The organism is Microbacterium sp. NPDC056234 (assembly GCF_042267585.1).
Classification (GTDB): domain Bacteria; phylum Actinomycetota; class Actinomycetes; order Actinomycetales; family Microbacteriaceae; genus Microbacterium.
Genome location: NZ_JBHJTE010000002.1, coordinates 579,065 through 598,712, shown reverse-complemented (window position 1 = coordinate 598,712; position 19,648 = coordinate 579,065). Strand labels below are relative to the sequence as shown.

Annotated in this window: 24 protein-coding genes; 13 read left to right on the top strand and 11 right to left on the bottom strand. The window is 66.4% G+C overall.

Translation table 11 applies throughout. The features are described 5' to 3' along the window. Nucleotides 1-38: 38 nt before the first annotated feature. Genes tatC through lnt form a run of 3 tightly spaced genes read left to right on the top strand, consistent with a single transcriptional unit; the run spans nucleotide 39 to nucleotide 4,810 of the window. Complete coding sequence (gene tatC, locus ACFCYE_RS08785) at nucleotides 39-803, top strand: twin-arginine translocase subunit TatC (RefSeq protein WP_376177960.1); 765 nt, start codon at nucleotides 39-41, stop codon at nucleotides 801-803. Then, a complete protein-coding gene (locus ACFCYE_RS08780) occupies nucleotides 800-3,274 on the top strand; it encodes a DEAD/DEAH box helicase (RefSeq protein ID WP_376177959.1) in 2,475 nt (824 codons plus the stop codon). Before tatC ends, ACFCYE_RS08780 begins: the two co-directional genes overlap by 4 nt. A gap of 9 nt (nucleotides 3,275-3,283) precedes the next feature. After that, complete coding sequence (lnt, locus tag ACFCYE_RS08775) at nucleotides 3,284-4,810, top strand: apolipoprotein N-acyltransferase (protein WP_376177958.1); 1,527 nt, start codon at nucleotides 3,284-3,286, stop codon at nucleotides 4,808-4,810. Here the strand turns inward: lnt and ACFCYE_RS08770 are convergent. From ACFCYE_RS08770 to ACFCYE_RS08755, 4 genes are all read right to left on the bottom strand, one after another. Further along, complete coding sequence (locus tag ACFCYE_RS08770; RefSeq protein WP_376177957.1) at nucleotides 4,807-5,190, bottom strand: RNA polymerase-binding protein RbpA; 384 nt, start codon at nucleotides 5,188-5,190, stop codon at nucleotides 4,807-4,809. The two genes, lnt and ACFCYE_RS08770, sit on opposite strands and share 4 nt — an antisense overlap. 107 nt (nucleotides 5,191-5,297) lie before the next feature. Then, on the bottom strand, nucleotides 5,298-6,071 hold the full coding sequence (locus tag ACFCYE_RS08765) for a glycerophosphodiester phosphodiesterase family protein (RefSeq protein WP_376177956.1): 774 nt from the start codon (nucleotides 6,069-6,071) through the stop codon (nucleotides 5,298-5,300). Beyond that, nucleotides 6,068-6,991, bottom strand: a complete 924-nt coding sequence (locus ACFCYE_RS08760; protein WP_376177955.1) for an SPFH domain-containing protein — start codon at nucleotides 6,989-6,991, stop codon at nucleotides 6,068-6,070. The genes ACFCYE_RS08765 and ACFCYE_RS08760 overlap by 4 nt, the downstream gene beginning before the upstream one ends. Nucleotides 6,992-6,999: 8 nt before the next feature. Then, on the bottom strand, nucleotides 7,000-7,473 hold the full coding sequence (locus ACFCYE_RS08755; protein WP_376177954.1) for an NfeD family protein: 474 nt from the start codon (nucleotides 7,471-7,473) through the stop codon (nucleotides 7,000-7,002). 114 nt (nucleotides 7,474-7,587) lie between these two features. Between ACFCYE_RS08755 and ACFCYE_RS08750 the strand changes: the two genes are divergently transcribed. Further along, on the top strand, nucleotides 7,588-8,352 hold the full coding sequence (locus tag ACFCYE_RS08750) for an SDR family oxidoreductase (RefSeq protein ID WP_376177952.1): 765 nt from the start codon (nucleotides 7,588-7,590) through the stop codon (nucleotides 8,350-8,352). Between the two features lie 62 nt (nucleotides 8,353-8,414). Here ACFCYE_RS08750 and ACFCYE_RS08745 read toward each other — a convergent pair whose 3' ends face one another. Beyond that, nucleotides 8,415-9,008, bottom strand: a complete 594-nt coding sequence (locus ACFCYE_RS08745) for an HdeD family acid-resistance protein (RefSeq protein WP_376177950.1) — start codon at nucleotides 9,006-9,008, stop codon at nucleotides 8,415-8,417. 165 nt (nucleotides 9,009-9,173) lie between these two features. Here ACFCYE_RS08745 and ACFCYE_RS08740 point away from each other — a divergent pair, with 165 nt between their 5' ends. Genes ACFCYE_RS08740 through ACFCYE_RS08730 form a run of 3 tightly spaced genes read left to right on the top strand, consistent with a single transcriptional unit; the run spans nucleotide 9,174 to nucleotide 12,350 of the window. Beyond that, nucleotides 9,174-9,566 carry a helix-turn-helix transcriptional regulator gene (locus tag ACFCYE_RS08740; RefSeq protein ID WP_376178173.1) on the top strand — a complete coding sequence of 131 codons (393 nt, stop codon included), beginning with the start codon at nucleotides 9,174-9,176 and terminating at the stop codon, nucleotides 9,564-9,566. Nucleotides 9,567-9,576: 10 nt separating this feature from the next. Further along, nucleotides 9,577-9,984, top strand: coding sequence for a VOC family protein (locus ACFCYE_RS08735; RefSeq protein WP_376177948.1), 408 nt, complete (start codon nucleotides 9,577-9,579; stop codon nucleotides 9,982-9,984). A 17-nt stretch (nucleotides 9,985-10,001) separates the two neighbouring features. After that, a complete protein-coding gene (locus ACFCYE_RS08730) occupies nucleotides 10,002-12,350 on the top strand; it encodes an ATP-binding cassette domain-containing protein (RefSeq protein WP_376177947.1) in 2,349 nt (782 codons plus the stop codon). 21 nt (nucleotides 12,351-12,371) lie between these two features. Here ACFCYE_RS08730 and ACFCYE_RS08725 read toward each other — a convergent pair whose 3' ends face one another. The 4 genes from ACFCYE_RS08725 to ACFCYE_RS08710 all read right to left on the bottom strand — a co-directional run bounded on the left by ACFCYE_RS08725 (nucleotide 12,372) and on the right by ACFCYE_RS08710 (nucleotide 15,488). Further along, nucleotides 12,372-13,007 (bottom strand): HAD family hydrolase, encoded by a 636-nt coding sequence (locus ACFCYE_RS08725; RefSeq protein WP_376177945.1) that lies wholly within the window; start codon nucleotides 13,005-13,007, stop codon nucleotides 12,372-12,374. A gap of 11 nt (nucleotides 13,008-13,018) precedes the next feature. After that, complete coding sequence (locus ACFCYE_RS08720) at nucleotides 13,019-14,176, bottom strand: class I SAM-dependent methyltransferase (protein ID WP_376177944.1); 1,158 nt, start codon at nucleotides 14,174-14,176, stop codon at nucleotides 13,019-13,021. Between the two features lie 146 nt (nucleotides 14,177-14,322). Further along, a complete protein-coding gene (locus tag ACFCYE_RS08715) occupies nucleotides 14,323-14,853 on the bottom strand; it encodes a GNAT family N-acetyltransferase (RefSeq protein WP_376177942.1) in 531 nt (176 codons plus the stop codon). 17 nt (nucleotides 14,854-14,870) lie between these two features. Next, on the bottom strand, nucleotides 14,871-15,488 hold the full coding sequence (locus tag ACFCYE_RS08710; RefSeq protein WP_376177941.1) for a TetR/AcrR family transcriptional regulator: 618 nt from the start codon (nucleotides 15,486-15,488) through the stop codon (nucleotides 14,871-14,873). Between the two features lie 80 nt (nucleotides 15,489-15,568). On the opposite strand from ACFCYE_RS08710, the gene ACFCYE_RS08705 reads away from it, so the two are divergent. Both ACFCYE_RS08705 and ACFCYE_RS08700 read left to right on the top strand, forming a co-directional pair. Beyond that, on the top strand, nucleotides 15,569-15,949 hold the full coding sequence (locus tag ACFCYE_RS08705) for a DUF1761 family protein (RefSeq protein ID WP_376177939.1): 381 nt from the start codon (nucleotides 15,569-15,571) through the stop codon (nucleotides 15,947-15,949). 23 nt (nucleotides 15,950-15,972) lie between these two features. Continuing rightward, entirely contained in the window at nucleotides 15,973-16,257 is a 285-nt protein-coding gene (locus tag ACFCYE_RS08700) for a DUF1905 domain-containing protein (protein WP_376177938.1), read from the top strand. A 48-nt stretch (nucleotides 16,258-16,305) separates the two neighbouring features. Here ACFCYE_RS08700 and ACFCYE_RS08695 read toward each other — a convergent pair whose 3' ends face one another. Continuing rightward, a complete protein-coding gene (locus ACFCYE_RS08695) occupies nucleotides 16,306-17,043 on the bottom strand; it encodes a TetR/AcrR family transcriptional regulator (RefSeq protein WP_376177937.1) in 738 nt (245 codons plus the stop codon). Nucleotides 17,044-17,132: 89 nt separating this feature from the next. Here ACFCYE_RS08695 and ACFCYE_RS08690 point away from each other — a divergent pair, with 89 nt between their 5' ends. Next, a complete protein-coding gene (locus ACFCYE_RS08690) occupies nucleotides 17,133-17,525 on the top strand; it encodes a VOC family protein (RefSeq protein ID WP_376177936.1) in 393 nt (130 codons plus the stop codon). A gap of 40 nt (nucleotides 17,526-17,565) precedes the next feature. Next, on the top strand, nucleotides 17,566-18,168 hold the full coding sequence (locus ACFCYE_RS08685; RefSeq protein ID WP_376177934.1) for an AAA family ATPase: 603 nt from the start codon (nucleotides 17,566-17,568) through the stop codon (nucleotides 18,166-18,168). Nucleotides 18,169-18,197: 29 nt separating this feature from the next. Here the strand turns inward: ACFCYE_RS08685 and ACFCYE_RS08680 are convergent, their stop codons facing one another. After that, nucleotides 18,198-18,563 (bottom strand): VOC family protein, encoded by a 366-nt coding sequence (locus ACFCYE_RS08680; protein ID WP_376177933.1) that lies wholly within the window; start codon nucleotides 18,561-18,563, stop codon nucleotides 18,198-18,200. Between the two features lie 55 nt (nucleotides 18,564-18,618). On the opposite strand from ACFCYE_RS08680, the gene ACFCYE_RS08675 reads away from it, so the two are divergent. After that, nucleotides 18,619-19,104: a GNAT family N-acetyltransferase gene (locus tag ACFCYE_RS08675; RefSeq protein ID WP_376177931.1), complete on the top strand. Its 486-nt coding sequence runs from the start codon at nucleotides 18,619-18,621 to the stop codon at nucleotides 19,102-19,104. After that, on the top strand, nucleotides 19,101-19,646 hold the full coding sequence (locus tag ACFCYE_RS08670; protein ID WP_376177930.1) for a GNAT family N-acetyltransferase: 546 nt from the start codon (nucleotides 19,101-19,103) through the stop codon (nucleotides 19,644-19,646). The genes ACFCYE_RS08675 and ACFCYE_RS08670 overlap by 4 nt, the downstream gene beginning before the upstream one ends. Nucleotides 19,647-19,648: the final 2 nt, after the last annotated feature.

Genomic DNA, 19,648 nt, shown 5'->3' with positions numbered 1-19,648 from the left:
CCCCGATCGAGGGGGACACTAATCGGCGTGAGCGCAGAATGTCCCTCGGGGCTCACCTCGTCGAACTTCGAAAGCGTCTGCTGATCTCGGCCGCGGCGCTGGTCGTCGCGATGATCATCGCGTTCTTCATCACGGACCCGATCATCGACTACATCACGCGGCCTTTCGAAGTCGTCGACAAGGCGAAGGGCGGTCAAGGACTCACGGGCCTGACCTTCTCGTCCGTGACGGCGCCGTTCGATCTCCGAATGCGCATCGCCTTCTCGATCGGCATCTTCTTCGCCGCCCCGGTCTGGTTGTGGCAGATCTGGGCGTTCCTCATGCCCGGCCTCACCCGCAAGGAGATCAAGTTCACGCTCGGCTTCGTGGCGGCAGCGGTGCCGCTTTTCTTCGCGGGCTGCTATGTCGCGACCTTCCTCGTCCCGCATGTGATCGAGCTGATGGCGACGTTCACACCCGAGGGTGGGAACAACCTCTATGAGGCGTCCAAGTTCTACGACTTCGTCTTCAAGCTGATGATCGTGGTCGGCGTCGCCTTCGTGCTCCCGGTCTTCCTCGTCGCCCTGAATCTCGCCGGGATCATGTCGGGCAAGGCGATTCTCAAGGGATGGCGCATTGCGATCCTCATCGCGACGCTGTTCGCCGCGCTCACCACGCCGGCTGCTGATGTGGTCAGCATGCTGATCCTCGGCGGCATCCTGATCGTGCTGTTCTTCGCGGCCGCGCTGCTGTCGATGCTGTTCGACCGGCGCAAGCGCAAGCGCGACGCCGCAGCCGGTCTGCTGCCGGACGCGGGCGTATGAGCTCGCCGGCCGACCGATACGCGGCTGCCCGCGCGGCGGCCGATTCTCCCGAGACCGCGGCGTTCGCCTCACGACAGGCATTCGATCTCGACCCCTTCCAGCTGGCCGGGTGTCATGCGCTCGAACGCGGACGCAGCGTCCTGGTCGCCGCTCCCACCGGTGCGGGAAAGACCATCGTCGGTGAATTCGCGATCCATCTGGCGATGCGCACGCCCAACCACAAGGCGTTCTACACGACGCCGATGAAGGCGCTGTCGAACCAGAAGTTCCGCGAACTGGTCGAGGTGTACGGCGCCGACCAGGTCGGTCTGCTCACGGGTGACACGAACATCAACGGCAACGCGCGGATCGTCGTCATGACGACCGAGGTGCTGCGCAACATGCTCTACGCGGACTCGTCGGCGCTGACCGACCTCCGCTACGTCGTGATGGATGAGGTGCACTACCTCGCCGATCGCTTCCGCGGCCCGGTGTGGGAAGAGGTCATCCTTCACCTGCCGGCGACCGTGCGCCTCGTGTCCCTCAGCGCCACGGTGTCGAACGCGGAGGAATTCGGCGATTGGCTCGACACCGTCCGCGGCGACACCGAAGTCATCGTCTCCGAGATCCGGCCGGTGCCGCTCGAACAGCACGTGCTGGTGCGCGACGACCTGCTGCCGCTGTTCGATGACCGCGCGGGAATCGCGACGGCACAGGTCAACCAGGAACTGCTGCGCATCCGCTCCTTCACCGGTTCTCGCTATGACAGCAATCGCCAGGCGCAGAGTTACGTCAGCAACCGACACGCCGGACGGCAGGCGCAACGCCCGCCCCGCGGCGGAAAGCGCCCTGTACGCGCTGCCAACGCCCGCCGCATCGAGCGCATGGATCGCCCTGATGTCGTCGGCCTGCTGGCGCGCTCGAACCTGCTTCCCGCGATCTTCTTCATCTTCAGCCGCGTCGGTTGCGATGCCGCTGTGCAGCAGGTGAGTCGGTCGGGCATCCGCCTCACGACCCCCGAGGACCGAGCCGAGATCCGAGCGATCGTCGAGGAGCGAACCCGTGCACTCCAGGACGAGGACCTCGGAGTTCTGGGCTTCTGGGAGTGGCGCGAGAACCTCGAGCGGGGGGTCGCGGCGCACCACGCAGGCCTGCTGCCCGCCTTCAAGGAGATCGTCGAGGAGCTCTTCCGGCTCAAGCTCGTCAAGGTCGTCTTCGCGACCGAGACTCTGGCGCTCGGCATCAACATGCCCGCGCGAACGGTCATGCTCGAGAAGATGGAGAAGTTCAACGGCGAGGCGAGGGTCGCGATCACGTCGGGGGAGTACACCCAGCTCACCGGCAGGGCAGGACGCCGCGGCATCGATGTCGAGGGCCACGCCGTCGTGCAGTGGACCGAAGGCATGGACCCGCAGGCCGTGGCAGCGTTGGCTTCACGGCGCACCTACCCGCTGAACTCGAGCTTCCGACCGACCTACAACATGGCGGTCAACCTCGTCGACAGATTCGGGCGTGCACGGGCGAGGGAGATCCTGGAGCGCTCGTTCGCCCAGTTCCAGGCCGACCGCGCGGTCGTCTCGCTGGCCCGCGAAGTGCGCGAGGCCGAGGCATCGCTGACCGGTTATCTGTCGGCGATGGAGTGCGAGCACGGCGACTTCGCCGACTACGCGGCGATCCGGCGCGAGCTCAGCGATCTGGAGAAGAAGAACCGCCAGGACGCGCACGGACCGAGGGCCGCGCGCGACAAGCGGGTGAAGAAGATCGAGAGCCTGCGCCGTCGGATGCAGCGCCACGGCTGTCATAAGTGCCCCGACCGCGAAAAGCATGCGCGGTGGGGTGAGCGCTACTACAAGCTCAAGCGCGACACCGATCGCAAGAGGCGTCAGATCGAGACCAGAACCGGCACTGTGGCGCGCATCTTCGACCGCGTGCTGGACGTGCTCGCTGCCCTGGAGTACGTCACGGGTGACGGGGACGAACTTGTCCTCACGGATGCCGGTCGCACCATGCGCCGCATATACGGCGAGCGTGATCTTCTCGTCGCCGAGAGCCTGCGTCAGGGCCTCTGGAAGGGCCTCGACGCGCCCTCGCTTGCCGCGATGGCCTGCTGCCTCGTGTACGAACCGCGTCGGGATGAGGCGAACGCGGGGGAGCGCGGGCTGCCTCGCGGGGCGTTCCGCGCCGCGTACGAGAAGACCACCGACCTGTGGGCGCAGCTCGATGACCTCGAACGCGACCACCATCTGCCGGGCTCAGAGCCGCTTGCCGCCGGGCTCGCCGGTGCGATGCACGCCTGGGCCAGGGGAGGCATGCTCGATCGTGTGCTGATCGACGCCGACATGGCTGCCGGTGACTTCGTCCGTTGGGCCAAGCAGACGATCGATCTGCTGGATCAGCTCTCGATCGTCGCGGAAGACGGCGACGTCGCACGCACCGCCAGACGAGCCCTCGAGGGCGTGCGCCGCGGCATCGTCGCCTACTCCGGGATCTGAGGCGTCAGGATGCCTGAGCACATCCCGCGCCCGCGTGCCCTCATGCCTCTGTGGCTCGCCGTGCTCGTGGCAGCAGCGAGCGGCTGGCTCATGGACCTGTCGTATCCCGATGTGGCGGCATGGATCCTCGCCTTCCCGGCGACCGGGCTGCTGCTTCTCGCGCTGATCGGTCGCCGCGCCGGTGGGGCGCTGCTCGTGGGGCTGGTCCATGGTCTCGTCTTCTACCTGCTGCTGGTCTCCTGGACAGCGCGCTACCTCGGTCCGATCCCGTGGTTCGCACTGGCGGGCCTGGAAGCTCTCATGACCGCGGTCGCGGTCATCCCGATCGCGCTGGCGTATCGCTGGCTGCCGCGGGCCTTCCCCGGTGCGCTCACGCGTCTGGTCGCGCTGCCGGCGGCCGTGGCGGCGCTGTGGGTCGGGCGCGAGCTCGTGGTCGGCGCGTTGCCGTACAGCGGCTTCCCCTGGGCGCGGCTCGGGATGACGCAGTCGGCGAGTCCGTTGGCGGCCGTGTCCTCCTGGGTGGGTGTGAGCGGCCTGAGCTTCCTGATGGTCTTCGTCGTGGCGGTGCTCATCGAATCGATCCGGATGCGACTGCGGCGCCGGCCGGTGCGGCTGCTGATCCCCGTAGCCGGGGTGGTCCTGCTCTTCGTCGTGCCGGCCTTCCCGACAGCCGCGACCGGCAGTCTCCGCATCGGCGCCGTCCAGGGCAACGGCCCTTCGGGCTACTTCGATGACCGGGCGCCGTATTCGATCATCGATGCACAGACCGACGCCACCAGACCGTTGTACGGCGAGGACGTCGACCTGCTCGTCTGGCCGGAGGGATCCGTCGACGGCGACCCCTTCCAGGACGCCAATCTCGCCCGCCGCCTGACACTGGTCACGAACCGTGCGGACGCGCCGCTGCTCGCCAACGCCGCGACCGAGCGCGACGGCGAGTACTTCAACACGTCGATGCTGTGGTTGCCGGACGGGACGGCGGAGCAGACGCACGACAAGCGGCATCCCGTCCCGTTCGGGGAGTACGTGCCCGACCGCGCGTTCTACAACGCGATCGTCCCCGATCTGATCGGGCTGATCCAGCGCGAGTACACCCCAGGGACGAACTCGCCGATCATGGATGTGGACGGCGCGCTCGTCGGGCTCGCGATCTGCTTCGACGTGATCTATGACGACGTGATCAGTGAGGGCGTGACCGGCGGCGCCGAAGTCCTGGTGCTGCAGACCAACAACGCCGACTTCCGCGGCACGGACGAGAATCTTCAGCAGCTCGCCTTCGCCCGCATGCGCGCGATCGAGACCGGCCGCTCCGTCGTGAACATCTCGACCGTCGGCACCAGCCAGATCATCCGCCCCGACGGGTCGGCCGTCGCGTTCCTGGACGCAGATGAGGCCGGGGCGATGCTCGAGGATGTCGAGCTGCGCTCCGGCCTCACGGCGGGGGTCGTCCTGGGCCCCTGGGTGCAGCAGGTGCTGCTCTGGGGCGGGCTCGCGGCGCTCCTGGTCGGGTGGTGGAGCGCACGCAGACGCGCTTAGGCGCCGATCTTCTCGCGGGTCGGGTCCTCACCTGCGCCACGTCGGGCGCGGAGGAAGGCGAGGCGCTCCTCCAGGAGCTCCTCGAGTTCGGCGCGCGTGCGACGCTCCAAGAGCATGTCCCAGTGGGTGCGGGCGGCCTTCTCGTCGCTCTCGTCGAGCGTGACGGACTTGCCGTCGACCTGCAGGACAGCGTCGGCGCCGCACGTGCGGCACTCCCACTTCTGCGGGGGCTCGGCGTCGGCCGCGAACATCAGGGTCGTGACGTGTCCGCACGCGTCACAGGTGTAGGTGGTCTCGCGGCGTTCCATGAAAACGACGCCCTCTTCGCTCTGTAGGCTCTGGGCGCCGAGTCGGATGCCGCGCAGGCTGCGATCTGCCATTGTGTGGTCCTCTCGTCGCTCTCAGGTATAACGCTCAGACCTGTGCGCTTCATCCACGGCGTTGATTCCTCGGCGCGATTCACAGTGGAATCCCAGCGGGACATGCTTCAGGGCTGCGAGAGCGCCTTGAGGGCGACGTCGGCGCGATCGGTGACGACGCCGTCGGCGCCCGCCGCGACGAGGCGTCGCATGTCATCCGGATCGTTCACCGTCCACACATGCACCTCGACACCCGCTCGCTGTGCGGCGCGGACGAGGGAGGGCGTGAATACCCTGATCGGTCCCTGTCGCTCGGGGATCTGCACGGCATCCACGTCCTGCAGAGCACGTGCGGGGGACAGGCGCAGCGCCGACAGCATCCTCAGCGCGATGATCGTGCGACGGCCTGCGGAAGTCGCCGGTCGTATCGCCGCGCCGGCGGCCAGTGCCGCGTCGACCGCCTGTCGACGTCTGGTGTCGGAGAAGCTCGTGATCAGCACGCGGTGCGCGTGCGGAGCGACCAGCGGGCCGATCGGCGCGGCGGCGTCATCCACCTTCACATCGATGTTGAAGCGGATCTCCGGGAATCCGGTGAGCGCCTCGGAGACGGTGAGCAGGCCTCCGTGCGGGGCGAGCATCTCGGCGAGCTCGAATGTGCGGACCGCGACGACCGGACGGGGATCGCCGAAGAGGCGTTGGAGTGTCTCGTCGTGGAACAGCACCACGTCGCCGTCCGCCGTGACCCGGCAGTCGGTCTCGATGTACTCGGCACCCGCCGCGTGGGCGGCCGCGAACGCGGCTGCGGTGTTCTCCCACACCGTCGAGTCCTCGCCCGTCGCGGACAGACCGCGATGGGCGAGGACTCGAGGATGCAGGGACCCGGTGAAGTACGGGTGCGTCACGCGCCGGGCGTACCGGCAGGCGGCGGCCCCTGGCGGGGCGTGAAGGCGCTGCCGATTCCCTTGAGGGCTTCGGTGAGCTCGCTGGGGATGATCCACAGCTTGCTGGACGGGCTCTCACTGATCTTCGGAAGCATCTGGAGGTACTGGTACGCGAGCAGCTTGTCGTCCGGTCGGCCCTGGTGGATGGCGTCGAAGACGTTCTGGATCGCCTCTGCTTCACCCTGGGCGCGCAGCACGGCTGCCTGCTTGTCTCCCTCGGCCTGAAGGATCGCAGCCTGTCGCTGACCCTCGGCTTCGAGGATCTGGGACTGCTTCGATCCCTCGGCGGTGAGGATCGCGGCGCGTCGGTCTCGCTCGGCGCGCATCTGCTTCTCCATGGAGTCCTGGATCGAGATGGGCGGGTCGATCGCTTTCAGTTCGACACGCCCGACACGAATGCCCCACTTGCCGGTGGCCTCGTCGAGCACGACGCGCAGCTGGCCATTGATGTTGTCACGACTGGTGAGCGCCTCTTCGAGGTTGAGGCCACCGACCACGTTTCGCAGCGTCGTCGTCGTCAGCTGCTCGACGGCGCCGAGGTAGTTGGCGATCTCATAGGTCGCGGCGCGGGCGTCGGTGACCTGGAAGTACACGACGGTGTCGATCGAGACGACGAGGTTGTCCTCGGTGATGACCGGCTGCGGTGGGAACGAGACGACCTGCTCGCGCATGTCGATGAGCGGACGCAGCCGGTCGATGAACGGCACGAGGATGTTCAGCCCGGGAGCGAGGGTCTTGTGATAGCGCCCCAACCGCTCGACGACGCCGGCCGTGGCCTGCGGAATGATGCGGATCGCACGTGCGACCGTCACCACCACGAAGATGATGACGGCGATCGCGAGGATCCATCCGATCGCGGCCGGAATGAACGAGTCGTCCACTGGGTCTCCTATTCACCTGCGGGGCGTACGACGGCGACGGCGCCGTTGATGGAACTGACGGCGACCGTGGCGCCCTGTGGGATCGGCGTCGCGGTCGCACTGCGTGCGGTCCAGGTGTCGCCGTTCGCGAGCTTCGCCTGTCCCGTGAGCTGAGTGATGTCGGTGAGCGCGAATCCTCGCAGGTCGATCAGCGCTTCGACATTGGATCTGGCCGGATCCTCGCCGCGTCGGAGTCGTTTGAGCAACGGGGGCCGCAGGAAGAGGATGAAGAGGGCTGCCGCGAGGGCCGCGGCGAGCACCTGCACCCAGACCGGGGCCCCGACGAGATCGGTGATGAGACCCACGGCGCTTCCCAGCGCGAGCATTAGGAACGTGAAGTCCAGCGAGAGCATCTCGATCACGAGGAACGTCGCGATGAGGACGAGCCAGCCGATCCAGGCCCACTGATCCACGAGTTCGACGAACGCGTTGAAACCGTCCATGCACCCTCCTTTGCGGTCAACCTATCACGCGGTCGCGACGCGGAAGGAGAGGGGCCGATTGGTAGGCTGGACCGACCGCGCGAACGCGGTCATCCCGCATCTCAAGGAGTCATCGTGTCCGACGTTCTGCCCGCAGAATCCCTCACCGGCAAGGTCGCGCTCGTGACCGGCTCGTCGCGCGGCATCGGCGCCGACACGGTCCGCTACTTCGCGGAGGCCGGCGCGGACGTCGTGATCAACTTCCGCAACAAGGCTCCGCGCGCGGAGAAGCTGGCCGCCGAGCTGCGCGAGCTCGGGCGACGGGCACTGGTGGTCGGTGCGGACCTCACGGATCCGGCATCCGTCGCGGAGATGTTCGAGCAGGTTCGGGCGGAGTTCGGTCGCCTCGACATCCTCGTGCTCAACGCCTCCGGCGGCATGGAATCCGGCATGGCCGAGGACTACGCGCTGCTGCTGAACCGCGACGCGCAGCTCAGCGTCCTGAACACCGCGCTGCCGCTTCTGGGCGAGGGGTCGCGCGTCGTCTTCGTGACGAGCCACCAGGCGCACTTCATCCGAACCACGCCGACCATGCCGGAGTACGAGCCGGTCGCGCTGTCCAAGCGTGCCGGCGAGGACGCGCTGCGCGAGCTGATCCCGTCGCTCTCGGAGAAGGGGATCGGATTCACGATCGTCTCTGGCGACATGATCGAGGGCACCATCACGGCGACCCTGCTCGAGCGCGCCAACCCCGGCGCCATCTCGGCACGTCGCGAGGATGCCGGAAAGCTCTACAACGTCTCGGAGTTCGCGGCTGAGGTGGCGAAGGCCGCCCTCGACGAGGTGCCGGCGGACAACACCCGGCTCGTCGGGGACACCTCGTCGTTCATCGCTGACTAGTCAACTGAAGAATGGCCCCGCCTGCGGACGCAGGCGGGGCCATTCTCTTCGTCAGAGTCGGCTCAGGCGAGCTCGGCCCTGATGTCGTTCGTGATCTCCTTCTGGTCCTTGCCGAGGGTGATGGCGCGGACGATCTGGACGATGCCGATGACGACGAGGGCGATCCCGAGGATCCACCACAGCACGAGCACGGTGTACAGCGGCGCGAACAGCACGATGACACCGGCGATGATGCTGATGATCGCGAACGTGATCGTCCAGCCCTTGGACGCGGCCTGCTTGATGAGCGTGAGCGAGACGATGCCGTCGACGATCCAGCCGACGCCGATGAAGATCCCGACGATGATCGCGAGGGTCGCGGTCGTGGCCGCGAGGTTTGCGAACGCGATCACGCTGACGACGATGTAGAGAAGGCCGAGTGCGATGTGACCGACCCGGGCCCATCCGCCGCCCTTGCCGGAGAAGATGCCGATCGCGATGTTCACGAGACCGGCGATCAGGAAGAACAGGGCGAGGATCCAGGTCAGGACGCCGGCGGACTTGCCCGGCCAGACCAGCAGCAGAATGCCGACGATGAGAGCGAGCACGCCCGAGACCGCGAGCGCGACACGCAGAGAGGTGAATACGGATTTGGCTTCGGAGAGTGCATCCGACATGAGAGTGCCTTTCTGGGAAGAGCCTGTGAAGGTCGTTCCCCAGGGTAGCGCGCCGTATCCCCGGCGGTGCGAGGCGCACGCGCGCGGTGTCATTCTTCTTCACGACCTGGAATGATCGGTGCAGTGAGCGATGCCGCGGCCAGAACCCTTCAGGAGCTCAGCCTGATGCGCCGAGTGCGAGACCGGATCGATCGCGAGTATGCGCAGCCTCTCGATGTCGAGGCGCTCGCGCGCGGCATCCACATGTCGGCCGGCCATCTGAGTCGGCAGTTCAGGCAGGCATACGGGGAGTCTCCCTACGCGTACCTCATGACGCGCCGCATCGAGCGCGCCATGGCGCTGCTGCGGCGAGGCGATCTCAGCGTGACGGAGGTGTGCTTCGAAGTGGGGTTCTCGTCGCTCGGTACGTTCAGCACGCGGTTCTCGGAACTGGTCGGCGTGCCGCCGAGTGCGTACCGCGAGAATCCGGGTCTCGGACCGGGCATCCCGTCGTGGGTGGAGAAACAGGCGACGAGACCGATCAGGAATCGAGAAGCGAAGGCGCCGTCGCGTCCGTAGCGTCGAAGCCATGAACATCACCATCAACGCAAGTTTCCTTCCGCACACCGACGCCGAGGCGTCGCTGTCGTTCTACCGCGACATACTCGGCTTCGAGGTCCGCAAGGACGTCGGCTACCAGGAGATGAGGTGGATCACGGTGGGACCGGCCGGGCAGCCGGATACGGCGATCGTGCTGACACCGCCCGCGGTCGACCCGGGGATCAACGACGCCGAGCGCGCCACGATCCTCGAACTCATGGCGAAGGGCAGCTTCGGCGGTATCGTTCTGGCGACGGAAGATGTCGACGAGGCGTTCGCAGCGATCGAGGCGAAGGGCGCCGACGTCGTGCAGGAGCCGATCGACCAGCCGTACGGCATCCGTGACTGCGCCTTCCGCGATCCTGCGGGCAACATGGTGCGTCTGCAGCAAGCCTGAACCACGAGAGGACGACGATGGCCAGCATCGCCGATTCGCACGACAGCATCCGGGTCGCCGGTGCTCGTGAGAACAATCTGAAGGACGTCAGCGTCGTCCTCCCCAAGCGCAGGTTGACCGTGTTCACCGGTGTGTCCGGCTCGGGCAAGAGCTCGCTCGTCTTCGACACGATCGCCGCCGAATCCCGCCGCATGATCGACGAGACGTACAGCGCGTTCGTGCAGGGCTTCATGCCCTCGGTGCCGCGACCGGATGTCGACGTCCTGGAGGGACTGACGACCGCGATCATCGTGGATCAGGAGCGACTCGGCGCGAACCCGCGCTCGACCGTCGGAACGGTGACGGACGCGAATGCGATGCTCCGGATCCTGTTCTCGAAGCTCGGCGAGCCGTACATCGGCGGGCCGACGGCGTTCTCCTTCAACATCCCGACCCAGAAGGCCAGCGGCGTCATGACCGGGCCCAGCGGCGAGAAGAAGATCGTGAAGGATGCGATCTACCTCGGCGGCATGTGCCCGCGGTGCGAGGGCAGGGGAGCGGTGTCGGATCTGGATCTCGCTCAGATCGTCGACGAGTCCAAGTCGCTGGACGAGGGCGCGATCATGGTTCCGGGCTACACGGCCGACGGGTGGATGGTGAAAGGCTTCTCGCAGTCAGGGTTCTATCCGGCAGACAAGCCGATTGCGGATTTCACGGAGAAGCAGCGTCACCTCTTCCTCTACGGCGAGGTGACGAAGGTCAAGATCAGCGGCATCAACATGACCTACGAAGGCCTGATCCCGAAGATCACCAAGGCCATGCTGTCGAAAGATCTCGACGCGCTGCAGCCGCACATCCGTGCGTTCGTCCAGCGCGTCGCGACGTTCAAGACGTGTCCGGAGTGCGACGGGACCCGCTTGACGGAGGGCGCCCGTTCCTCCAAGATCGCCGGAAAGAGCATCGCGGACGCATGCCGGATGCAGGTCACGGACCTGGCCGAGTGGGTGGCGGACCTCGATCTGCCGGGCGCCGGTCCGTTGCTGGACGCGCTGCGCGCGAACCTGAATGCCTTCGTCACCCTGGGGCTGGGCTATCTCAGTCTGGAACGCCCGAGCGGGACGCTGAGCGGGGGAGAGGCGCAGCGGATCAAGATGCTGCGGCATCTCGGCTCGTCGCTCACGGACATCACCTACGTGTTCGACGAGCCGACGATCGGCCTGCACCCGCATGACATCCAGCGCATGAACTCGCTGCTGTACCAGTTGCGCGACAAGGGCAACACCGTGCTCGTCGTGGAGCACAAGCCCGAGACGATCACCATTGCCGACCATGTGGTCGACCTCGGTCCAGGCGCGGGCGCCGCCGGTGGTGAGATCTGCTTCGAGGGGACGGTCGAAGGTCTTCGTGCGAGTGACACGATCACGGGTCGCCACCTCGACGACCGCGCAACCCTGAAGGATGCCGTGCGCGAACGCACCGGCGTCATCGAGGTCCGTGGTGCGAACGAGAACAACCTGCAGGACGTCGACGTCGACATCCCCACCGGAGTGCTCACCGTCGTCACCGGCGTCGCCGGTTCGGGCAAGAGTTCGCTGATCCATGGATCGGTCACCCCGCGCGAAGGCGTCGTGTCCATCGATCAGAGCGCGATCAAGGGGTCCCGACGCAGCAACCCGGCGACGTACACCGGACTGCTCGAGCCGATCCGCAAAGCGTTTGCGAAGGCCAACGGTGTCAAGCCGGCGCTGTTCAGCGCGAACTCCGAAGGCGCCTGCCCGTCCTGCAAGGGATCCGGCGTGATCATCACGGAGCTCGGTTTCATGGACACGATCGAGACCCCGTGCGAGGACTGCGGCGGCAAGCGCTTCCAGGCGGCGGTGCTCGAGTACAAGCTCGGTGGCAAGGACATCACCGAGGTGCTGGATCTTCCGGTCGCCGAGGCGCGGGTGTTCTTCTCCGAGGGCGAGTCGAAGATTCCGGCGGCCATGGCGATTCTGGGGCGGCTTCAGGACGTGGGCCTCGGCTACCTTTCACTCGGTCAGCCGCTGTCGACGCTCTCGGGCGGTGAGCGGCAGCGCGTCAAGCTCGCGATCCAGATGGGGGAGAAGGGCGACGTCTACGTTCTCGACGAGCCGACGACCGGTCTGCACCTGGCGGATGTCGATACGATCCTCGGACTGCTCGACAGACTGGTGGATGCCGGGAAGACCGTGATCGTCATCGAACACCACCAGGCGGTCATGGCGCATGCGGATTGGATCATCGATATCGGGCCCGGGGCCGGTCATGACGGTGGCCGAGTCGTGTTCGAGGGGACACCCGCAGAGCTGGTCGCCGGCAAGTCGACCGTCACGGGGGAGCACCTGGCCGAGTACGTCGGGGCGTGAGGAAGTGCGTTGATCTTCAGATCAACGCCGCACGATCTCTGTGAGCTCCGACAGCGCGCGGATTCGGTAGGTCGCGTCCGAGAAGTCCTGCGCCTGCGTGAACTCGTTGTGTACGACCGCGCAGTCGATACCGGCTGCCACGGCGGAGCGGAGCCCGCGAGCGGAGTCTTCGACGACGAGCGTCTCGGCTCTGTCGGCCCCGAAGCGCTCGAGCGCAGTCACGTACGGCTCGGGATGGGGTTTCGGCCGCACATAGTCGTCGCGGGCCAGCACGAAATCCATGAAGCGAAGGATGCCGCGGTCCGCGTGGATCAGCTCGAAATCGGATCTCTTCGAGGTCGTCACGATCGCCATCCGGGCGTGCTTCGACAGCTCGTCGAGCACATCGAGGACGCCATCGATCTCGATCGGTTCGGTCCGGAGGGAATCCTGGTAGTACACGTTACGCACGATCTTCAGGCGATCGATCGTCACGTCATCGACGCCCGCGAGCGCGGCCTGATGCCAGGTGCCCAGCCCGTGCGCCATGTCCTTCAGGTACTGCTCGAGATCGAGTGCCACGCCGACCTCGGCCAGCGCGCGTTCGCCGGCCTCGTAGTACCAGTATTCGGTGTCGACCAGTACGCCGTCGTTGTCGAAAAGGATGAACTTCTTCATCGGCTGAGCCTTCAGTCGCGTCGCGCGACGAGCGTGTACGTGCACGGAATCAGGTTTCGCTCGGCTTCCGGCCAGGCGAAACCACCGTCGACTTCGACCATGCGCGGGCTGAAACGCCAGGGGAGGGTCTTGCCCTCATCGAAATGCACCAGGCGGAGTCCAGCGCGCAGGAGCGAACCGATGACCTCCGACAGCGGGTGCGGCCACTCGTAGGTGCGTGCATGGGCGACCGTGCCGCTGCCGGCGTACGTGGAGTCGTCGTCCCATTGCTGAGCGCGGCCGTCGCCGAAGTACCCGTATCGAGTCGTGAGCGATGGAGCGTTCTCGTCGAGTGCGTACAGCGCCGGATGCCCATCGCGGATGAAGAAGGTCCCGCCCGGCTTCAGCAGTGCATGGACCTGCTCCGCCCAGCGGTCGAGGTCGTTCAGCCAAGTGATCGTGCCGATGCTCGTGTAGACGACGTCGAATTCACCCTCGACGGCAGCCCGAGCATCCAGGACATCGGACTCGACCCATGTCGCCGATGCTCCGACGCGATCGGCCAGCCGAGCCGCCGTGCGCAGGGCTGCGGGTGAGAAGTCGATGCCTGTGACCGAGGCGCCCCCACGTGCCAGGGAAATGGTGTCGGTGCCGATGTGGCACTGCAGGTGGCAGACGTCGAGACCGGTGATCGATCCGTTCGCGACGAACCGCGACAGGACGGGAAGATCTTCGCGCACGACGTCGCTGAGATGGTCTGGATCGTCGAAGGCATCGAGTCCGTATGCCTGCTCGTGCAGGGCCGCGCGATCGTCCCAATTCTCGCGATTCGCCTCCCGCGCTGACGCCCAGTCGATCTCGACCACGCCGCTGATCATCGCGAGGGACCGCGCAGGCACGGTGACGGGAAAGAGTTCGGTGCGGGCGACGACGCGGTCGCGTTCATCCGCGAGCTCGAGGCGTCTCGGGTCAGTGAGGAATCCGTCCAGCGCAGCCTGATCGGGAAACGAGTAGAGCTGCACCTCGTGCGGATGCTCGGCGCTGCCGGCGCCGAACGCGCGTTGCACGATCTTCGCGCCGTGATCAGAGAGCAGCCCGATCACAGCATCCTCGTAGGCGTTCAGCGCTGAGGTGAGACCCGGACGCGCCCAGAGCAGGCAGCACAGGGTCACTGGAGTGGAACTCGCCATCCTCCGATCATGCCAGGCGTCCCGGGAAGCAGCTCTCCCGGACTCATGAGTGATATCCGATAATGCACATTATGTCAGTACGAGAATCGAGGGCGGTGCCCCACCCGTGACGCGGCGGAGATCGAGCGCGTGTTTCTGACGCGCGGTCATAGCGTTCGGACTGTCAACAGCGAGCGTCCGTGTTCACTCGCTTTGTTCACGACCCCGGTCTCCGTAAATCCCAGCTTCTCGAGGGCTCGCCGGGACGCGACGTTCCAATCCCAGACGCTTGCCCAGATGCGGCGATAGCCTGCCGATCGCGCCCACGAGAGCACTGCTCGCCCTGCCTCGGTAGCATATCCGCGGTTGTGCACGGCGCGCAGCAGTTCGAATGCCAGTTCGGGTTCGTCCGGGTCGCCGTTGCCGTCGAACACGACGCCGCAGTAGCCGATGACGTCGCCGAAGCCCCGGCGCACCACCGTGAGCAGCCCGGGCTTCGTGTCTGCGCTCTTCGCCCGAAGATTCGCGGCGATCTCCTCGGTCGTCGGATGTCCGGCCTCGTCGATCCTTCGGTGCGGCGGAACCCGTTCGTCGCGCTCGGTCCAGAGCTGCCGGAAGACGCGTGCGTCCTCTTCCAGCGATCGGCGCAGGACAAGTCTGTCCGTGTCGAGGGCATTCAGTGCGGCATCCGCTGGCATGGGGCGATTCTCTCAGCTCATGCGCCGTAGCGCGCCAGGAACAGATCGACGGCGCCGGTGATGCTCGGCATCGTGCGCGCTTCTCCCCCGAGCATGTGCGCGTTCAGCGGCGAACCGATCACAAGCCAGGTGAACTGCTCGGCTGCCTCTTCCGGATCTTCGATGTACAGGCGTCCCGCTGTCGCCATCTCGCCCAGGGTGCTCGCGAGGTTGTGGATGTTTCGCTGCCAGCTCTGCTCGAGGTAGGTGGCAGCCACCTCCGGGTGCGCGTCGGCTTCGGCTGTGACCAGTTTGCGCATCGCCATCACGGGCAGACTCAGGATGCCGGTGCGCATCGTCTTCGCGAGCGCGATGAGCCCGGACTTCGGATCCTCACTCCCCCGCAGCGCATCCAGCGCCGGCCGCATGGCGTCACGTCCCGCCGCTGCCCAGTGCTCGACGACGGCTGAATACAGGGCGCTTTTGGATGGATGCTCACGATAGAGCGATGCTTTCGAGATGCGTGCGCGCTTCGCGATCTCCTCCATCGATGTTCCTGCGTATCCGGACTCGAGAAACGCGTCGCGTGCCACCGCGAGGAGGTTCTCGCCGGTCAGGCCGGCCGGGCGGCCGCGAGTTCGCAGGTCGGATGTCATGAATCCCACTTTAGTACTTGACGGTTTTAAATCTCCAGCCTACATTGAGTACCAGTAAGTACTAAAGGAGCAGTAGTCGGATGATCATTCTCGGAGTCGCCTTCGCCACGCTGGTCTCGTTCCTCGCATCAGCCCTTCTTTACGCGCTCCCGCGGGTGGGAAGGCTGGTCGCGCAGAACAGCACCCCACGACCAGGACTTCCCTTCGCGGTGCAGATCGGCTCGGTCGTCCTGCGCGGTCTGATCGCTTCCTGTCTTGTCGCCGGGTTGATGCTGGCGACTGGGTGGCAGGGCGCGGGAGCAGGCGCCGCGCTCGGGCTGAGCCTGTCCGTGCTGCCGTTGATCCTGCTCATGGGTGGCGTCGTGCACGAGAACACCGCACTCCCGGTGGCTGTCGTGCATCTGGCCGACTGGGTCATCAAACTCGTCGTGATCGGCACCATCGTCGGCATCTTCGTCTAGAGAACGACAACTGGAGGACTGAAATGGGCATTCCCACTCCCCTCGACATCACCTTCACCGCGACACTCGGGAAGGTGCGCGAAGGCGACACCTGGACCTGCGTTCAACTCGGCGATTCCGCAACGGTCTTCGGCACTCGCGGTCTTGTGAAGGTCGCCGGCACCGTGGACGGCGAACCTTTTCGCGGCGCTTTCATGGCTCTCGGCGACGGCACCCACAAGCTGCCGATCTCGGCGTCCATTCGGAAGAAGATCGGACGCACCGACGGCGACGAGGTCACCGTCCATCTCACCGAGCGTCTGAACTGATCTCCTCGTCCGCGCGGTGGCGATCTCGTCGAGTCGCCTGATCCGTCGTCATGCGTGGTCGTGCGCTCGTTCCGATTCGATCACGGCAGACAGCCCGTCGAGCACGCGCTCGAGGCCGAACGTCCAGGCGTGATCGGGGCTGTACGCCATCTGCATCGACGCACCGGCCGCGGCGCCCACCCGTGTCGCCATCGGAAAGTCTCCGCCGACATAGTGTTCGAGGCGAGCGCCGAGCGTCGCCCAATCCTCCCCCAGATCCTCTGGTGGCGCCGTGCTGGCACGCGCGGCGGCCCTGACGAAATCCAGCACGAAGGTCAGAGCGGCGTCGCGCGTGACGTCGTCGAGCGCGACACCATCGAACGCATGCAGTTCATGGTCGTATCGGCCTATCGTTCCTGGTCCCAGGTTGAGCCGTGGATCGACCACGTCGAGGAGCCAGGAGTGCGAGGTGTACTGCGCGAGCTCGGCTTCGGCGACGGCCCTGACACGTGCCCGCCATCCTGCGGGCGAGAACTCGGGCCTCGGCATCCGCTGGTGCACGGCATCCGCCATCAGCACGAGCAGGTCGTCGCGACTGTTCACATGCGTGTAGACCGACATCGCGGAGATGCCGAGGCGCTCCCCCAGACGACGCACGGTGAGCGCCGCCAGCCCATCGACGTCGGCGATCGCGATGCCGGCGTCGACCACCTGTGTGACGGAGAGACGCGACCGCGGCCCGCGGGCGCCGGTGCGGGGCGCGTCGGCATGGTCGCGCCAGAGCAGGTCGATCAGGTCCTGGGGCATCGCCTTCTCGATTTCGATTGCGGTCGCGGGAATATCTCTGTAGCTTATAACGCTGTACGTCGTACAACGTATCGATTGAGAGGCTCAAGATGCAGACCACCGCCACCGCACTGTCCCTGAACGTCCCGGACGAGCGCGCCTCCGCGGCGTTCGCCATCGCACACTTCGGCTTCACCGAGGCCATGTCCGCTGAAGGGTTCATCTCGCTGGAGCATCCGACGGCGGGCATGAACGTGATCTTCCTCCGCACGGGGCTGGTCACGTTCACACCGGAGCGCATCGCCGGATCTGCGGGGCAGGGTCTGCTGATCGCCTTCGTCGTCGACGACATCGACGCCGAATTCGCGCGCATCTCCGCTGCCGGCGCCGAGGTGATCACCCCGCCGGAGACAGAGCCGTGGGGCGAACGCTACTGTCAGTTCGCCGACCCGAACGGGCTGGTGTGGCAGCTCGTGACCTGGGTGGACACGCCAGACGCATGAGCCCACAGGATCCTGATCAGCACGGCCTAGGCTGAGGGCCGTGCTGATCTGGATCAACGGGGCCTTCGGCTCCGGGAAGACCCACACCGCGTTCGAGCTCCGACGTCGAATTCCCGACGCGCACGTCGCGGACCCGGAGGTGCTCGGCTTCGCGCTCCACCGGATGCTCCCCCGCGCCGCACATGGCGACTTCCAAGATCTGCCGCAATGGCGGGCATCGGTCGTCGACACTCTGCAGCACGCGGAGGCTGCCCATCCCGGACCTGTGCTCGTGCCCATGACCCTTGTGCGCGACGACTACTTCGACGAGGTCGTCGGCGGGCTGCGCGCACGCGGAGTCGATGTGCGTCACTACGCCCTGACCGCGAGTCCCGCGACGCTCCGGAAACGACTGAACACCCGCGTCCCCTTCGTGCCGGCGGGGCTGCATCGGGAGAGCTGGGCGATCGAACAGATTCCCCGGTGCGTCACCGCGCTCGCACAGGACCGCTATGCGACGCATGTCGCGACCGATGAACAGACGACGGACGAAGTCGTGGAGTGGATCGCTCAGGATGCCGGACTGACGCTGGTAGCGCCGCGGCTCGCACCGTGGCGCTACCAATTGAGGCGTCTGAGCGTCGGCATCCAGCACATCCGCTGACGGCCGCGGGACCAGGGCGGCGTGGTCGTTCAGGCGCCCCACACGCCGAGTTCGTTGCCCGCCGGATCCGTGAAGTGCAACCGACGGCCGCCGGGGAACGGATATGCGGGCACCGTCACGACGCCACCGGCGCGCGTGATGGCGTCCGCCGTCGCGTCGAGCGCGTCGGAGTACAGGAGCACGAGCGGCCCGCCGGAAGATCGTGGCGTGGAGGCGAGCAGCAGCCCACCCACCTCCGAACCGTCACCCAGACGAGACGCGATGCCGGCATACTCGGGCCCGTAGTCGACGAATCTCCAGCCGAAGGCCGCCGCGTAGAAATCCTTCGCGGCGTCCAGATCGGTGACGGTCAATTCGACGTAGTCGATGGAATGGTGCACTGGTGTCGTGGTCATGGCCCGACGGTAGCGCCGACAGCGGACATCGGGACGCGACGCTAGCGTGGAGCACATGGCGGCTGACGCGGGTGATGTGGATATCCGGACTGCGCGCGACGATGAGCTCGAGCGGGTGGTCCGGCTCCGCTGGCTGTGGACGGTGAACGACCGCGGCGAGCATCCGAGCATGTCAGAGACGCAGTACGTGTCGGCAGCGGTCGACTGGGCGCGTGAGCACGCGGCTTCTCATGTCCCGTTCGTCGCTGTGGCGGATGCGGAGATCGTCGGGATGGCGTGGCTCGCACTCGCGCCGCGTGTTCCGACGACGCACAGCATCGATCGCCTCTCGGGCGATCTGCAATCCTGTTACGTGCTTCCATCGCATCGAGATCGTGGGATCGGAGGGCGCCTGGTGGAAGCGGTGATCGCCGCCGCGCGTGATCGAGGAGCCGAGCACGTGACCGTGCACACCTCGCCGGATTCCATCGCGATGTATGCGCGCAACGGCTTCGAACTCCATCCGCGGTTGCTCTTCGCCGACACCACCGGCAGCGCATGACCGGCGTCCTGATCACCAAGTGGGACGGCGACGAAGCGGAGCTCACACGCGCCGCCGAGCTGTATGCGCGCGTCTTCGCTGAGCAGCCGTACCGCGAGGAGGTCGAGGCCAGCCGCACATCGTTCATGGAGCGCATCCGACGCTACGGGGCGAGCAAGCCGCACCTGCGCCTGGTGCTCGCAAAGGACGGTGCGGATGTCGTCGGACTGGCCCTGGGAACAGGCATCGCCGCCGGTGACTGGTGGCGCGACCGAATCGCGCCGCTTCTCGAGCACGATGCGCGCGCCAGGTGGTTCGGCGACGGCTGCTTTTCCGTGATGGAACTCGCGGTCGCCCTGGCGCACCGCCGCTCCGGCATCGCCGCGAACCTCATGGACGCGTTGTTAAAGGACCTGCCGTACGCGACCGCCGTCCTCAGCCGATACGCGGAGGCGGAGGATGCCGGGCGGTTCTATGCCTCGCTCGGCTGGCGCGAGATCGCCACCGGCATCCGCATCGGCGACTCGCCGGCGCTGTGCGTGCTCGCGCGAGACCTGCGGTGAGC

Excerpts from the sequence above, each read along its gene's own strand:
- ACFCYE_RS08690 (WP_376177936.1), top strand. The coding sequence starts at position 17,133 with ATGCAGACCACCGCCACCGCACTGTCCCTGAACGTCCCGGACGAGCGC.
- ACFCYE_RS08725 (WP_376177945.1), bottom strand. The coding sequence starts at position 13,007 with ATGAAGAAGTTCATCCTTTTCGACAACGACGGCGTACTGGTCGACACC.
- ACFCYE_RS08680 (WP_376177933.1), bottom strand. The coding sequence starts at position 18,563 with ATGACCACGACACCAGTGCACCATTCCATCGACTACGTCGAATTGACC.
- ACFCYE_RS08735 (WP_376177948.1), top strand. The coding sequence starts at position 9,577 with ATGAACATCACCATCAACGCAAGTTTCCTTCCGCACACCGACGCCGAG.
- ACFCYE_RS08780 (WP_376177959.1), top strand. The coding sequence starts at position 800 with ATGAGCTCGCCGGCCGACCGATACGCGGCTGCCCGCGCGGCGGCCGAT.
- ACFCYE_RS08730 (WP_376177947.1), top strand. The coding sequence starts at position 10,002 with ATGGCCAGCATCGCCGATTCGCACGACAGCATCCGGGTCGCCGGTGCT.
- tatC (WP_376177960.1), top strand. The coding sequence starts at position 39 with ATGTCCCTCGGGGCTCACCTCGTCGAACTTCGAAAGCGTCTGCTGATC.
- ACFCYE_RS08770 (WP_376177957.1), bottom strand. The coding sequence starts at position 5,190 with ATGGCAGATCGCAGCCTGCGCGGCATCCGACTCGGCGCCCAGAGCCTA.
- ACFCYE_RS08740 (WP_376178173.1), top strand. The coding sequence starts at position 9,174 with ATGCGCCGAGTGCGAGACCGGATCGATCGCGAGTATGCGCAGCCTCTC.
- ACFCYE_RS08745 (WP_376177950.1), bottom strand. The coding sequence starts at position 9,008 with ATGTCGGATGCACTCTCCGAAGCCAAATCCGTATTCACCTCTCTGCGT.
- ACFCYE_RS08710 (WP_376177941.1), bottom strand. The coding sequence starts at position 15,488 with ATGACATCCGACCTGCGAACTCGCGGCCGCCCGGCCGGCCTGACCGGC.
- ACFCYE_RS08720 (WP_376177944.1), bottom strand. The coding sequence starts at position 14,176 with ATGGCGAGTTCCACTCCAGTGACCCTGTGCTGCCTGCTCTGGGCGCGT.
- ACFCYE_RS08705 (WP_376177939.1), top strand. The coding sequence starts at position 15,569 with ATGATCATTCTCGGAGTCGCCTTCGCCACGCTGGTCTCGTTCCTCGCA.
- ACFCYE_RS08700 (WP_376177938.1), top strand. The coding sequence starts at position 15,973 with ATGGGCATTCCCACTCCCCTCGACATCACCTTCACCGCGACACTCGGG.
- lnt (WP_376177958.1), top strand. The coding sequence starts at position 3,284 with ATGCCTGAGCACATCCCGCGCCCGCGTGCCCTCATGCCTCTGTGGCTC.
- ACFCYE_RS08675 (WP_376177931.1), top strand. The coding sequence starts at position 18,619 with ATGGCGGCTGACGCGGGTGATGTGGATATCCGGACTGCGCGCGACGAT.
- ACFCYE_RS08670 (WP_376177930.1), top strand. The coding sequence starts at position 19,101 with ATGACCGGCGTCCTGATCACCAAGTGGGACGGCGACGAAGCGGAGCTC.
- ACFCYE_RS08755 (WP_376177954.1), bottom strand. The coding sequence starts at position 7,473 with ATGGACGGTTTCAACGCGTTCGTCGAACTCGTGGATCAGTGGGCCTGG.
- ACFCYE_RS08695 (WP_376177937.1), bottom strand. The coding sequence starts at position 17,043 with ATGCCCCAGGACCTGATCGACCTGCTCTGGCGCGACCATGCCGACGCG.
- ACFCYE_RS08715 (WP_376177942.1), bottom strand. The coding sequence starts at position 14,853 with ATGCCAGCGGATGCCGCACTGAATGCCCTCGACACGGACAGACTTGTC.